We start from the raw sequence: 13,274 nt of genomic DNA, 5'->3' as shown, positions 1-13,274 counted from the left end.
CTGCTTCGCCCTGGTGGAACCCGTTGCGTCCAGAAAGGTCCCCGAGCGTGACCGACGACCGCGAGGAGGAGCCCGGCCTGGCCATGTCGCTGGCCGGAAGCCTGTGGTTCCCGCTGCTGTTCTTCTTCGGCTTCCTGTTCTGCTACATGCTGCCGTTCCACTCCCCGTCGCCGCACGACGTGCGGGTCGCGGTGTCCCCGCCGGCCGTCGCGGCCAGGCTCGGCCCGGCGCTCGACCGGAAGGCGCCCGGCGCGTTCGAGGTCGTCCCCGTCAAGGACGCCTCCGCCGCGCGCAAGAAGATCCTCACCCGGCAGGTCGTCGCCGCCTACGCCGTCGAAGGACCCGCCCGCGCCACCCTCTACGTCGCCAAGGCCGACGGCACCTTCCTCGAACAGGCCGCCACCAGCACCTTCACCGCCGTGGCCCAGCAGGGCGGGCAGAGCGTCCGCAGCGTCGAACTCGTCCCCACCGCCAAGGGCGACGTCACCGGCACCGGCCTGTTCTACCTGTCCATGGCCTGGAACATCGCGCCCTACATCGCCGTCATGATGCTGATGCGCGCCGTCACCCTCAGCCGCGGCGCCAAGGTTCTCACCCTCGCCGCCATGGGCGCCTTCATGGCCGTCGTCGGCTTCTACATCGCGCTCGCCATGGACGTCGTCCCCAACAAACCCGTCGCCATCGTCTACGGCTTCCTGATCACCCAGGCGGTCGCGCAGTTCGCCTACGGGCTGGTGCCGTTCGTCCGCCAGTTCATCCCCGGCGTCGCCATCACGCTGTTCGTGCTGCTGTCGATCCCGTCCAGCGGCGGCGCCATCCCGTACCAGCTCGTCCCCGGGTTCTTCCGCGCCCTGCACCCCGTCATGCCCCTCGGCAACCTGCTGGACGCCCTGCACGGCCTGTTCTACTTCGGCAACGAAGGACTGCTGCGGCCCACCCTCGTCCTGTGCGCCTGGGTCGCCGCCGGCTTCGCGCTCGTCGGCTTCGGCGCCTACCTCCAGCACCGCAAGGCCGCTCAGGCCGAGCCCGGCGCCACCGCCGAGGAGGAACTGGTCGAGGACCCCACCTTCGAGGTCCCCGTCCCGCACGCCGTCAGCCCCGCCCACCACGAGCACTTCGGCGACGTGGTCCCCGGCCTCGTCGGCACCGTCCGCACCGCCTCCGGCGACCCCGTCGCCGACGCCCTGGTCACCGTCCTCGCCACCGGCGGCCACCAGCTCATGCGCACCCGCACCGACGACGAGGGCCGCTACGCCGCCGCGGGCCTCCCGGAGGACTTCGTCACCGTCCTCCTCCTGGCCCGCGCCCACACGCCGGCCGTCGCCCGCGTCCTGCTCACCGCCGGCCGCACCCACCGCCAGGACTTCGTCCTGGAGACCCCCGTCCACGGCGCCCACCCCGCCTAACCTGAACAAGAACCCTCGAAAGGCGGCGGGCCATGCTTGACGATCTGGGTGGGCGGCGGACCGGTGAGCGTATTCAGGTGCTGCGCGAACGCAGGGGGCTGAGCAGGCCGACGCTGGCCGGGCTGGTCGGCAAGTCCGCGTCCTGGCTCAAGGGCATCGAGACCGGACGCCGCCTCCCGCCGCGCCTGCCCACGCTGGTCAGGCTCGCCGAGGCGCTCGGTGTCGGCGACGTGGCGCTCCTCGCGGGCACCGACATGGACCTCGGCGGCGCGGCGACCATCCCGATGTCGTCGTTCGCGCGCATCCCGCACGAGGCGATCCCCGCCGTCCGCGACGCCGTCCGCGCGCCGCTGCTCACCCGCCCCGACGCCCGCGTGGACGTCGCGGCGCTCGCCGGGCGCGTCGAGCAGGCCTGGCGGCTGTGGCACGGCTCGCCCACCCACCGCACCGACGTGGGACGGATCCTTCCCGCGCTGGTCAGGGACGCCCGCGTCGCCGCGCGCGTCGCCGAGGGCGAGAAGCGCCGGGCCGCCAACGCCGTGCTCTCCGACGTCTACGCGCTCGTCCAGCACGAGGTCGTGTGGGCCGCCGAACCGGAGCTGATCTGGGTCGTCGCCGACCGGAGCGTGACCGCCGCCCACGAGGCCGACCGGCCGATCACCCTCGCCGGTGCCGCCTGGACTATGGCGATCGTCCAGCGGTCCATGGGCGACCTCGACGGCGCGCTCGATCTGGTCAACGAGGGCGCCGGCCTGCTGCGGCCCCGCCTGGAGGACGGCCCCGTCGAACTCCGTGCCATGTACGGCGCGCTCCAACTGCACGCCGCGATGACCAGCGCCCGTGACGGCCGTGAGGGCGACGCCCTCCGCTACCTCGACGAGGGACGGGCGACCGCCGAGCGCCTCCCGGACGGCTACCACCACCCGTGGACGCAGTTCGGCCCGTCCAACGTCGCCGTGCACGCCGTGTCGATCCAGGCGGACCTCTCCAGGGCGTCCAGTGCGCGCGACCACGCGCAGCGGATCGACCCGGACACCGTCCCGAGCCGTGAGCGGCGCGCGCGGCTGATGGTGGAGACGGCCCGCGCCTACCACCAGCGCCGCGACCACTCCGCCGCCCTCGACTGGCTGGAACGCGCCTACCCGGTGTGCAACGACTCCGTGCACTATTCGCCGCAAGCCCGGCAGATCGCGTCCGACGCCGTCGACCACGGCGGTCCGATGATCGACCGCCGCGCCCACACGTTCGCCCGCCTCCTCGGCCTGCCGGTCTGACGGGCGCGGGCAGCCCCCGCGCTCGCGGGGCGCACTTCGCACCCCTTGCGCACCGGACGCGCGGCGCGCCCATCACTCTGTGGCTCGACATCAACGCTCTCCGTAACCGACTTCAGGAGGGCAGTGATGGGTACGCCGGCACTTCAGAAACCGCCAGTCCTATTCACATGGGAGGTGTTCGCGGACGGCAGGCCGGGTGGGGTGACCGATGACCGTGAGGTGGCGCGGCGGCACGTCCGCGAGGGGCTGGCCGGGGCGCCGCCGGGGACGTGGGGGCGGGTGCGGCGGGTGGCGCTCTGCCCGCTCGGCCGCTCCGTCTACGTGGACCTCGGCCTGGTGGCCGAGGCAATGCCGCGACTCGGACACCATTACCTGGCGCGACGCATGACGGATCAGGACGCCGGGCACCTGGACCGGTTGGCCGCGGCCTTGACGCGGGCCGGCTGGAGCACGGAGAAGTGCTACGACGGGACGCCGCCGTTGCTGAGGGTGTTCCTGTCCGGGCGCGTCGGCGACAGCGTGCGGGTGAAACCGGGCGTGGGCGGCGTGCCGTGGTTCGTCTCGCCCACCGGACCGCGCCACCGGCACCTGCCTCACCACGGACTGGCAGACCTACAACAACGCCGTCTTTCTGAGCGGCTGCAACTCGTCCCACATCACCTATGCCAACGTCGCCGACAAGTACTACAAGTGGACCCGAACCACTCGGACCACCTAGGCGGACGCGGCGTTGAGGATGAGTTCGGCCAGGCGGCGGGCGTGGCGGGCCGGGCCGTCGGTGCCGAGGGCCTGGACGGAGGCGTAGGCGCCCTCGAAGGCCAGCGCCAACTGGTCCGCGACGGTGTCGGGGGCGGTGGCGCCGGCGGCCGAGGCGAGGTCGGCGAAGCGGGAGCGGACCCACCGTTTCGTCCCGGCGGCGGCCTGGTGGGCGGGATGGGCGGAGTCGGGGATCTCGGCGAGTGCCATGAGGAACGGGCAGCCCCGGCAGCGGTCGGGCTGGATCTGCTCGGTCTGCGCGTCGAACAGGGCGAGGATCCGGTCCCGGGCGGGGCGGCCCTCGTCGCTGGCGGTGGCGTCGAACCACTCCCTGTACAGGCCGTCCGCGCGGGTGACGTAGGCGGTGATCAGGTCGTCCTTGGACGCGAACAGCCGGTAGAGCGTCGTCGGCGCGACGCCCGCGGTGGCGGCGATCTTGTCCACGCCGACGCCCTTGATGCCCTGCCAGTAGAACAGGTCGTGGGCGACCTCGAGGAGGTGCTCGCGTGTCTCGGCGGCGCTGCGGCGCATCACCGGACCCCTTGCCGATCCCGACGCATGCCTCTACTGTACCGCTTTGTTAGGGAACGTTCCCTAACAAAGCGAAGGGAGTCTTCGGTGATCCTCGTGACGGGTGCGACGGGCAATGTCGGACGGGAAGCGGCGGCCGCGCTCGCGGCGGCGGGGGAACCCGTGCGGGCGCTGGTCCGGGGCGGTGCCCCGGCGGACGCACTCGACGGCGTCGAGTACGTCACCGGCGACCTGAACAAGCCGGAGACGCTCGCGCCCGCCCTGCGGGACGTCCGGGGGCTGTTCCTGCTGCCCGGCTACGAGGGGACGGCCGACCTGCTGGCCGAGGCGGGACGGGCCGGGGTCGAGCACGTGGTGCTGCTGTCGGGCTCGTCGGCGGAGTCGGGGGACATGAGCAACGCGGTCAGCCGCTACATGATCGAGTCGGAGACGGCCGTCCGCGAGTCCGGGCTCGCCTGGACGATCGTGCGGCCGAGCGGGTTCATGTCCAACACGTTCGAGTGGATCCCGCAGCTCAAGGCCGGTGACGTGGTGCGCGCGCCGTTCGCCGGGGTGCCGATCGCGGTGATCGACCCGGCCGACATCGGGGCGGTCGTGGCGGCCTCGCTGCTGCGGGACGGCCACCGGGGCCGCGTGCACCGGGTGACCGGCCCGGAGCCGCTGCGCCCCGCCGACCGGCTGCGGATCCTCGGCGAGGTTCTCGGCCGCGACCTGCGGCTGGAGTCCGTGCCGGACGACGAGGCACGCGCGGAGATGCTGCAGAACATGCCGGAGAAGTACGTGGACGCCTTCTTCGACTTCTACGTCGCCGGGTCGCTGGACGAATCGGTCGTCACCACCACCGTCCGCGACGTCACCGGCCGCGACACCCGGACCTTCGCGCAGTGGGCCACCGCGCACGCCGCGTCCTTCACCTGACCCGCGTCCCGGCCCTCGGGAACGCGAAAGGCCCGCGAGGGGTGACTCGCGGGCCTTCCGGAACGCCAATCAGACGTCGTAGTACAGCTCGAACTCGTGCGGGTGGGGGCGCAGGCGGATCGGGTCGATCTCGAACTCGTTCTTCATCGCGATGTAGGTCTCGATGAGGTCCGGGGTGAACACCCCGCCCTCGAGCAGGTAGTCGTGGTCGGCCTCCAGGGCCTCCAGGACCGCGGGAAGCGTGCCCGGGACCTGCGGGATGGCGCGGGCCTCCTCGGGCGGCAGCTCGTAGAGGTCCTTGTCGACCGGCTCCGGCGGCTCGATCTTGTTCTTGATGCCGTCCAGGCCCGCCATCAGCATCGCCGAGAAGGCGAGGTAGGGGTTGCAGGACGGGTCGGGGACGCGGAACTCGATGCGCTTGGCCTTCGGGTTCGAGCCGGTGATCGGGACCCGGATGCACGCCGAGCGGTTGCGCTGCGAGTAGACCAGGTTGACCGGCGCCTCGAAGCCGGGCACGAGCCGGTGGTAGCTGTTCACCGTCGGGTTGGTGAAGGCCAGCAGGGACGGGGCGTGCCGGAGCAGGCCGCCGATGTAGTGCCGCGCGGTGTCCGACAGGCCCGCGTAGCCGACCTCGTCGTAGAACAGCGGCGCGCCGTCCTTCCACAGCGACTGGTGGACGTGCATGCCCGACCCGTTGTCACCGAAGATCGGCTTGGGCATGAAGGTGACGCTCTTGCCGGCGGACCGGGCGACGCTCTTGACGATGTACTTGTAGAGCATCAGGTTGTCGGCGGTCTTCAGGAGCGTGTCGAAGCGGAAGTCGATCTCCGCCTGGCCCGCGGTGCCGACCTCGTGGTGCTGCATCTCCACGGCGATGCCGCACTCGATGAGCTGGGAGACCATCTCCGACCGCAGGTCGGTGTAGTGGTCCATCGGCGGGACGGGGAAGTAGCCGCCCTTGTACGGGGGCTTGGCGCCGAGGTTGCCGCCCGCCTCCTCGCGCCCGGTGTTCCACGCGCCCTCGATCGAGTCGAGGAAGTAGTAGCCCGCGTTCTGCTTGGTCTCGAAGCGGACGTCGTCGAAGATGTAGAACTCGGCCTCGGGGCCGCAGTAGACCGTGTCGGCGATGCCGGTGCCGCGCAGGTAGTCCTGGGCCTTGCGGGCGATGTTGCGCGGGTCGCGGCTGTAGGGCTCGCCCGTCAGCGGGTCGTGCACGAAGAAGTTCAGCACGAGGGTCTTGTGCTGGCGGAACGGGTCGACGACGGCGGTGGACGGGTCCGGCAGCAGGAGCATGTCCGACTCGTGGATCTCCTGGAACCCGCGCACCGACGACCCGTCGAACATCAGCCCGTCGGTGAAGACGCTCTCGCCGAAGTTCTCGACGGGGAACGTGAAGTGCTGCATCTTGCCCGGCAGGTCGACGAACCGACAGTCGACGAACTTGACGTCCTCGTTCTGGAGATAGCTCAGGACCTCTTCGGCGCTGCTGAACATCCAGCCTCCTCGGTGCGCTTTTTGGGCATCTCGCAGGTTACGGCGGGGCCGTTTCCCGGCCGTGTCCCATATGTTTCGGCTGTGTTACGCGGCGCGGGGGGACGCGGCGCCGGCCGTCCTGCTCCACGGGTCTCCCTCCCCAGGGGAGCCCGGTCGGAACCCGGCGGGGGACGGGATAGCGTAGAGGCCATGAGCGGTGGTAAAGAGCAGCAGGCCGCGGGGCCGCGGTGGACGCAGACGTGGCTCGGCGGGGCGCGCTCGGCCGGCGCCGACCTCGGCCGCCCGGGCGAGCGGCTCGGGCTGCCGGAGAGCGGGAGCGGGGCCATCGCGTCCTACGGCCGCCGGCTGGTCGCGCTGTTCCTGGACTGGGGGCTGTCGATGCTGGTCGCGAGCCTGGTGGCGCGCAGCCTCGACTGGTCGGCGCCGCAGCGCAGCCTGGCGACGCTGGCCGTCTTCGGGATCCAGGCGTGGGTGCTGACCGCCACGCTCGGCACCACCGCCGGCAAGCGGCTGTGCGGCATCCGGGTCGCGCGGCTGGACGGGCGGCCCGTCGGGTTCCTCATGGGGTTCGCCCGGACGGCCCTGCTGCTGCTGATCCTGCCCGCGCTGATCTGGGACCGCGACTACCGCGGCATGCACGACCGCGCGTCCAACACCGCCGTCGTGAACATCTGACCGGACGAACAAAAAGCGCCCCCGAGGGGGCGCTCTTCCGTTCCGCCGCTACCGCATCTTGGGCTTGGGGCCCTTGGGCATCTTGGCGCCCTTCGGGATCGGGCCCTTCGGCATCTGCATGGAGCGGGGCAGCGCCTGGAGCCGGTCGTTCAGCTCCCCGACCTGCGCCTTGGTGAGGTTGCGGGGCAGCTTCATCAGGTGCCGCTGCAGCTTGCCGACGGGGATCTGGTCCTCGTCGTCGCCGACCTGCACGTCGTAGATCGGCACCTGCTGCGCGGCGCGGGAGATGCGCCGCTTCTCCGCGCCGAGCAGCTGCCCGACCCGGTTGCGCGGGCCCTCCGACACGAGGATGACGCCGGGACGGCCCACGACGCGGTGCACCATGTCGAGGTTGCGGTTGCCGGCGACGGCCTCGGTGACCGTCCAGTCGCCGCGCATGTTCTTCAGCACCGCGGCGGCCGCGCCGGGCTGCCCGGCGATCACCTTGTACTGCGCGCGCTGCGCCAGCTGACCGAAGACGATCATGCCGACGGCGGCGGCGGCCAGGACGCCCAGCGGGACGAAGATCCACAGCCGGCCGATCACCAGCCCGATCACGACGACGACGATCAGGGTGCCGAGCGCCGACGCGGCGACGATCGGAAGGGCCTTCGGGTCGGCCTGGCGGAGCACCTGGGCGACCATGCGGATCTGCTTGAGGCGGCCCGGACGCTCCTGGCCCCCGTCCGCGGGCGTTTTCGACATGAACCCAAGGATAGTCGGCCGGGACCCCCGGCCGACCACCCGTCCCCGCTGTATTGATCGCTTCCGCGACTCGACCTGCTCGCCTGGCGGCTCGCAGGCCGATCGCTGCAGCGGCGAGCGCGGCATCGCTTCGCGATCTTCGCCCGGAGCTCGCCTCCGGCTCGCTCCGGGCTCAGGTCACGCGCTCGCGTGCGGGCCGGAGTCGCCGGTACGCGGAATCAGGCCTGCCGGGCCTCGATCGCCTGCTTGTAGAGGCGTCCGGCGCGGTAGCTGGACCGCACGAGCGGCCCGGACATGACGCCCGCGAAGCCGATCTCCTCGGCCTCGGCGTTCAGCTCGACGAACTCCTCGGGCTTCACCCAGCGCTCCACCGGGTGGTGGCGGGGGCTCGGCCGGAGGTACTGGGTGATGGTGATCAGCTCGCAGCCCGCCGCGTGCAGGTCGCGCAGCGCCGCCGAGACCTCCTCGCGGGTCTCGCCCATGCCGAGGATCAGGTTGGACTTGGTGACCAGGCCGTCCTCGCGGGCCCTGGTGATCACCTCGAGGGAGCGCTCGTAGCGGAACCCGGGCCGGATCCGCTTGAAGATCCGCGGCACGGTCTCGACGTTGTGCGCCAGCACCTCGGGACGGGCGGAGAACACCTCGGCGAGCTGCTCGGGGACGGCGTTGAAGTCGGGGATCAGGAGCTCGACGCCGCAGCCGGGGACGGCGGCGTGGATCTGCCGGACGGTCTCGGCGTACAGCCAGGCGCCGCCGTCCTCCAGGTCGTCGCGGGCGACGCCGGTGACGGTCGCGTACTTCAGCCCCATCGTCGCGACGGACTCGGCGACGCGGCGCGGCTCGTCCCGGTCGAACGCGGCGGGCTTGCCGGTGTCGATCTGGCAGAAGTCGCAGCGGCGGGTGCACTGGTCGCCGCCGATGAGGAAGGTGGCCTCGCGGTCCTCCCAGCATTCGAAGATGTTGGGGCAGCCCGCCTCCTGGCACACCGTGTGCAGGCCCTCGGACTTCACCAGGCCGATGAGCTCCCGGTACTGCGGGCCCATCTTCAGCCGCGTCTTGATCCACTCGGGCTTGCGCTCGATCGGGGTCTGGCTGTTGCGGGCCTCTACGCGCAGGAGCTTGCGCCCCTCTGGTGTCACCGTCGTCACCCGTTCAGGTTACGTCGCGATCAGCGCGACGGCACATCGGGCCGGCGCGGCCCGCGAGCGGTGGGCTCGACGCGGTATCGAGGCGATCTCGAAAGCGTGACGTTACCGGGTCCGCGCCGTCGATTCGCGTGTTTCGGCCCATGACCACCGGCGCTTCTCTCTAGGGTGACTCCCTGTCGTCACGCAACCGCGTTCGCATGGAGGACCGCAGTGGGTCTGGCAATGTCGTACCTCAGGGTGCCGCCGGTGCTGGAGGGTGAGCCGGATCCCGCCCGGATCGCCCGCCGCGTGTTCGGCGAGCCGGACTGGCGGCGCCGCGTCCCCGTCGCGCCGCTGGACGTCGGCGGCGCCTGGCAGGCGCTGCACTACCTGGTGACCGGCGACCCGTGGGAGGGCCGCCAGCCGGAGGCGGACGTGGTGTGCGGCGGCCGGCTGCTCACCGAGGACGGCGCCGACGAGCTCGGCATGGACGTGATCTACCTGGCGCCCGACCGGGTGAAGCCCGCCGCCGACCATCTGGCCGCGACGCCGTTCGGCGCCGTCGCGGCGCGGTTCGATCCGGCGGCCATGGCCCGGGCCGGGGTGCAGGACGCGGCCCGGATGGACCCCGCGGCCCGCGACCGCGTCCTGAAGCCCGCCTACGAAGGCGTCACCGCGTTCTTCCAGACCGCGGCCGACCAGGGCCAGGCCGTCTACAAGCTGATGTTCCCGACCGGCTGAACCGTTCGGTCAGACGCCGAGCTGCGCCGTCGTCCGGTGGAAGGTCCGCCGCCCGCCGAGCGCCTCGGCGAGGTGCCGCTCCACCAGCGGCGTGACCTCGGCGACGGTGACGTCCCGGCCGACCTCGCGGCTGAGGTTGGTGGACTCCGCGTCCCGGATCCCGCACGGCACGATCTTGTCGAACCAGCCCATGTCGTTGTCGCAGTTCAGCATGAACCCGTGCATCGCCACGCCGCGCGCCACCCGGATCCCGATCGAGCCGATCTTGCGGTCGGGGGTGCCGGGCACCCACAGCCCGCTGCGCCCCTCGACGGTGGCGGTCTCCAGGCCGAACTCGGCGCACACCGCCATCATCATCCGCTCCAGCAGCCGGACGTAGGAGACGACGTCCGGCGGGTCGGGCAGCCGCACGATCGGGTAGCCGGTCAGCTGCCCCGGACCATGCCAGGTGATCTTGCCGCCGCGGTCGACGTCCACGACCGGCGCGCCGGGGTCGCCGAAGGGGCGGTCGAGCGCCCCGGTCCGCTTGCCCGCGGTGTACACCGGCTGGTGCTCCATCAGCAGCACGGTGTCGGGGATCACGTCGTCGGCGCGCAGCGCGTGGGTGCGCTTCTGCAGCTCCCAGCCGTCGAGGTAGGGGACGGCCGCGGTCCCGAACCCCGCGTGGACGATGACCAGCCGGTCGGTCGCCGGCGCCTGCTCGGGGGGCGTCTCGGGTGCGGCCCCCCGCACGTCCAGATCACTCACGTCCGCCAGCCTACGTCGCCCGGCGATCGGTCCATCAGGGCGCGCGTCAGAGCGAGGCGAGCAGGCGCGGCTCGATCCGCGTCTCCTTCGCGGTGCCCGGACCGTCCGGCTCGACCCGGTAGGCGCCCGCGTCCTGCCGGTACGACACGGCCTGGACGAATTCGGTGCCGACGTAGTGCAGGCCGACCGACTCGTCCGCCGCGTACCCGCCGGGCAGCGTGCCCTCGCCGACGAGCTGCTGCAGCAGCGGGCGGCGCTGCGGGTCGCTGTCGTAGTGCACGCCGCACGAGTACGGCAGGAAGCCGAGCCCGTCGGTCAGCGGCCGCAGCTGCGGGCCGAAGGAGTCGGTGTTGCCGCCTGCGTGCCAGCACAGCGCGCCCGCGCTCTGCCCCGACAGCACCACGCCCTCCTGCCACGCCTCCCGCATGATCTCGTCGAGGCCGTGCAGCCGCCACAGCGCCAGCAGGTTGGCGACGCTGCCGCCGGACACGTAGACCAGGTCCTGGGTGAGCAGGTGCGCGCGCATGTCGGCGACGTTCGGCATCGGGAACAGCGACAGGTGGCTGATCTCGGCGTCCAGCTGGGAGAACCCGGCGTAGAAGCGCGCGACGTACTCGGCGCCGTCGCCCACCGCGGTCGTCAGGAAGCACATCCGCGGGCGGTCCTGCCCGGTCAGGTCCAGCGCGTAGCGCATCAGCGGGCTCGGCGCGATGCCCTCCCGGCCGTCCGGGACGAACGTGCCCCCGCCGATGGCGAGGATGTGCGGCTGTCCGTCGGTGCTCATTCGCCCTCCTCGTCGGCAAGCCCTTCGATGTCACCGTAGGGCCGCCGCCTGCGATCGGCCGCGACTTTAGCGAATCTTGGTCTCGCGCTGCCGAGCCCGGTACGGAGGCGCCCCGAACGGCGGTTACAGGACGGCCGCTACAGGACGGCCGCTACAGGACGGCCGCTACAGGACGGCCGCTACAGGACGGCGGCCAGCGCCGAGTCGACGTCCGGGTACCGGAACCGGAACCCGGCGTGCTCCAGCCGCCGCGGCAGAACCCGCTGGCTGACCAGCGGGCCCTCGTCGGCGAAGTCGCGCAGCGCGGCCCGCAGCACCGCCCTCGGGACCGCCAGCCGCGCCGGGCGGTGCAGCGCCCGGCCCAGCGCCGCGGTGTACTCGGCGTTGGTCACCGGGTTCGGCGCGGTCAGGTTCACCGGCCCCGACACCTCGTGGCCGATCAGGAACCGCAGGGCCGCGACCTCGTCGGCGAGCGCGATCCAGCTCGTCCACTGCGACCCGTCGCCGAGCCGGCCGCCGAGCCCGAGCCGGAACAGCGGCAGCGTCCGCCCGACGATCCCGCCGCCGCGGGCCAGCACCACGCCGGTGCGCGGGTGCACGACCCGGACCCCGGCCTCGCGGGCCGGCGCGGCGGCGGCCTCCCAGTCCCGCACCAGCGCGGCGAGGAACCCGCCGCCCATCGGGGACTTCTCGTCGGTCTCCCGGTCGCCGGTGTCGCCGTAGAAGCCGATCGCCGACCCGCACACCAGCACCGGCGGGCGGCGGTCCGCGGCGGCGATCGCCTCCGCGAGCGTCCGGGTGCCGTCGAGCCGGCTGTCGCGGATCCGGCGCTTGTACGCCTTCGTCCACGGCCGGTCGCCGACGCCCGCGCCGGCCAGGTGCACGACGGCGTCGGCGCCCTCCAGCGCGGCCGCCTCGACGCAGCCGTCGGCGGGGGACCAGCGCGCCTCGTCGGGCGCCGACGGCTCGCGGCGCACCAGCCGGACGACCTCGTGGCCGTCCTCCCGCAGCGCCCGCACCAGCGCCGATCCGATCAGGCCCGACGAGCCCGTCACGGTCACCCTCATGTCCCCACCCTACGGGGACGGCACCGGCGGACGGTGAGACTCTCACCGCGGTCCCGGGTTTCCGCCGGGACGTTCCCGGGGTTCCCCGGAGACGCGCGGGACCCCGCCGCCCGCGGGGGGCGGCGGGGTCCCGGGGGAGAGGACGGGTCAGAGGCCGAGGTCGGCCTCGAAGTTGCCCTCCTCCAGGCGGTGCTTGATGGTGCCGAGGAAGCGGGCGGCGTCCGCGCCGTCGATCAGCCGGTGGTCGTAGGTCAGCGCCAGGTAGGCCATCGACCTCACCGCGATGACCTCGCCGAGGTCGGGGTCGTCGATGACGGCGGGGCGCTTGACGACGGCGCCGGTGCCGAGCATGCCGACCTGCGGCTGGTTGAGGATCGGGGTGTCGAACAGCGCGCCGCGGCTGCCGGTGTTGGTCAGCGTGAACGTGCCGCCGGCCAGCTCGTCCGGGCTCACCTTGTTGGTGCGGGTGCGCTCGGCCAGGTCGGCGATCCGCTGCGCCAGGCCGCCCAGGTTCAGCTGCCCGGCGTTGTGCACGACCGGGACCATCAGGCCGCGCTCGGGCACGTCGACGGCGATGCCGAGGTTCTCCACGTCGTGGTAGGTCACCTCGTTGGTCTCGCTGTCGATGACGGCGTTGACCTTCGGGTGCGCCTTGAGCGCCTCGACCGTGGCGAGCGCGAAGAACGGCAGGAACGACAGCTTGACGCCCTCGCGGGCCTGGAAGTCGGCCTTGGCCTGCTCCCGCAGCCGCGCGATCTTGGTGACGTCCACCTCGACCACGGTGGTCAGCTGCGCCGACACCTGCAGCGACTCCACCATGCGGCGGGCGATCGTCTGCCGGATCCGCGACATCTTCTCGGTCCGGCCGCGCAGCGCGAGCTGCTCGGCGGGCGCGCCCTCGGGCGCGGGGGCGGCGTGCCGCCCCGCCGGACGGGCCGCAGCGGCGGCGGGCGCGGCCGGGGCCTGCGCCGGGGCGGCCGGGGCCTGCTGCGCCTGCTGGCGGGCGGCCT

Annotated in this window: 13 protein-coding genes; 5 read left to right on the top strand and 8 right to left on the bottom strand. The window is 72.5% G+C overall.

The window, feature by feature from the left end; all coding sequences use genetic code 11:
- The first annotated feature begins 47 nt into the window (after positions 1 to 47).
- Together QP089_RS26895 and QP089_RS26890 are read left to right on the top strand one after the other, a co-directional pair.
- Positions 48 to 1,406: a carboxypeptidase regulatory-like domain-containing protein gene (locus tag QP089_RS26895; protein WP_285915018.1), complete on the top strand. Its 1,359-nt coding sequence runs from the start codon at positions 48 to 50 to the stop codon at positions 1,404 to 1,406.
- 32 nt (positions 1,407 to 1,438) lie between these two features.
- The gene (locus tag QP089_RS26890; protein WP_285915016.1) at positions 1,439 to 2,680 is read left to right on the top strand and encodes a helix-turn-helix domain-containing protein; all 1,242 of its coding nucleotides are present in this window, start codon (positions 1,439 to 1,441) and stop codon (positions 2,678 to 2,680) included.
- A gap of 714 nt (positions 2,681 to 3,394) precedes the next feature.
- Here the strand turns inward: QP089_RS26890 and QP089_RS26885 are convergent.
- On the bottom strand, positions 3,395 to 3,967 hold the full coding sequence (locus tag QP089_RS26885) for a TetR/AcrR family transcriptional regulator (RefSeq protein ID WP_285915015.1): 573 nt from the start codon (positions 3,965 to 3,967) through the stop codon (positions 3,395 to 3,397).
- A gap of 87 nt (positions 3,968 to 4,054) precedes the next feature.
- Between QP089_RS26885 and QP089_RS26880 the strand changes: the two genes are divergently transcribed.
- Positions 4,055 to 4,885, top strand: coding sequence for an NAD(P)H-binding protein (locus QP089_RS26880; protein ID WP_285915014.1), 831 nt, complete (start codon positions 4,055 to 4,057; stop codon positions 4,883 to 4,885).
- A 69-nt stretch (positions 4,886 to 4,954) separates the two neighbouring features.
- Here the strand turns inward: QP089_RS26880 and glnA are convergent, their stop codons facing one another.
- On the bottom strand, positions 4,955 to 6,379 hold the full coding sequence (gene glnA, locus QP089_RS26875; protein ID WP_285915013.1) for a type I glutamate--ammonia ligase: 1,425 nt from the start codon (positions 6,377 to 6,379) through the stop codon (positions 4,955 to 4,957).
- A gap of 189 nt (positions 6,380 to 6,568) precedes the next feature.
- Between glnA and QP089_RS26870 the strand changes: the two genes are divergently transcribed.
- The gene (locus QP089_RS26870) at positions 6,569 to 7,054 is read left to right on the top strand and encodes an RDD family protein (RefSeq protein WP_285915012.1); all 486 of its coding nucleotides are present in this window, start codon (positions 6,569 to 6,571) and stop codon (positions 7,052 to 7,054) included.
- A 48-nt stretch (positions 7,055 to 7,102) separates the two neighbouring features.
- Here QP089_RS26870 and QP089_RS26865 read toward each other — a convergent pair whose 3' ends face one another.
- Together QP089_RS26865 and lipA are read right to left on the bottom strand one after the other, a co-directional pair.
- Positions 7,103 to 7,798, bottom strand: a complete 696-nt coding sequence (locus QP089_RS26865; RefSeq protein WP_285915011.1) for a DUF4191 domain-containing protein — start codon at positions 7,796 to 7,798, stop codon at positions 7,103 to 7,105.
- A 218-nt stretch (positions 7,799 to 8,016) separates the two neighbouring features.
- Complete coding sequence (gene lipA / locus QP089_RS26860; protein ID WP_285915010.1) at positions 8,017 to 8,946, bottom strand: lipoyl synthase; 930 nt, start codon at positions 8,944 to 8,946, stop codon at positions 8,017 to 8,019.
- Between the two features lie 222 nt (positions 8,947 to 9,168).
- On the opposite strand from lipA, the gene QP089_RS26855 reads away from it, so the two are divergent.
- The gene (locus QP089_RS26855) at positions 9,169 to 9,666 is read left to right on the top strand and encodes a YfbM family protein (protein ID WP_285915009.1); all 498 of its coding nucleotides are present in this window, start codon (positions 9,169 to 9,171) and stop codon (positions 9,664 to 9,666) included.
- 9 nt (positions 9,667 to 9,675) lie between these two features.
- Here QP089_RS26855 and lipB read toward each other — a convergent pair whose 3' ends face one another.
- The 4 genes from lipB to sucB form a co-directional block, all read right to left on the bottom strand.
- The gene (lipB, locus tag QP089_RS26850; RefSeq protein ID WP_446474092.1) at positions 9,676 to 10,398 is read right to left on the bottom strand and encodes a lipoyl(octanoyl) transferase LipB; all 723 of its coding nucleotides are present in this window, start codon (positions 10,396 to 10,398) and stop codon (positions 9,676 to 9,678) included.
- 61 nt (positions 10,399 to 10,459) lie between these two features.
- On the bottom strand, positions 10,460 to 11,197 hold the full coding sequence (locus QP089_RS26845; protein WP_285915007.1) for a Type 1 glutamine amidotransferase-like domain-containing protein: 738 nt from the start codon (positions 11,195 to 11,197) through the stop codon (positions 10,460 to 10,462).
- 179 nt (positions 11,198 to 11,376) lie between these two features.
- Entirely contained in the window at positions 11,377 to 12,264 is an 888-nt protein-coding gene (locus QP089_RS26840; RefSeq protein WP_285915005.1) for a TIGR01777 family oxidoreductase, read from the bottom strand.
- Positions 12,265 to 12,411: 147 nt separating this feature from the next.
- Positions 12,412 to 13,274, bottom strand: an 863-nt coding sequence (gene sucB / locus QP089_RS26835; RefSeq protein ID WP_285915004.1) for a 2-oxoglutarate dehydrogenase, E2 component, dihydrolipoamide succinyltransferase, incomplete at its 5' end; no start/stop codon positions are given.

The organism is Actinomadura opuntiae (assembly GCF_030283205.1).
Lineage (GTDB): Bacteria > Actinomycetota > Actinomycetes > Streptosporangiales > Streptosporangiaceae > Spirillospora.
The sequence above is the reverse complement of the archived record's forward strand: the minus strand, read 5'-3'. Positions and strand labels throughout refer to the sequence as shown.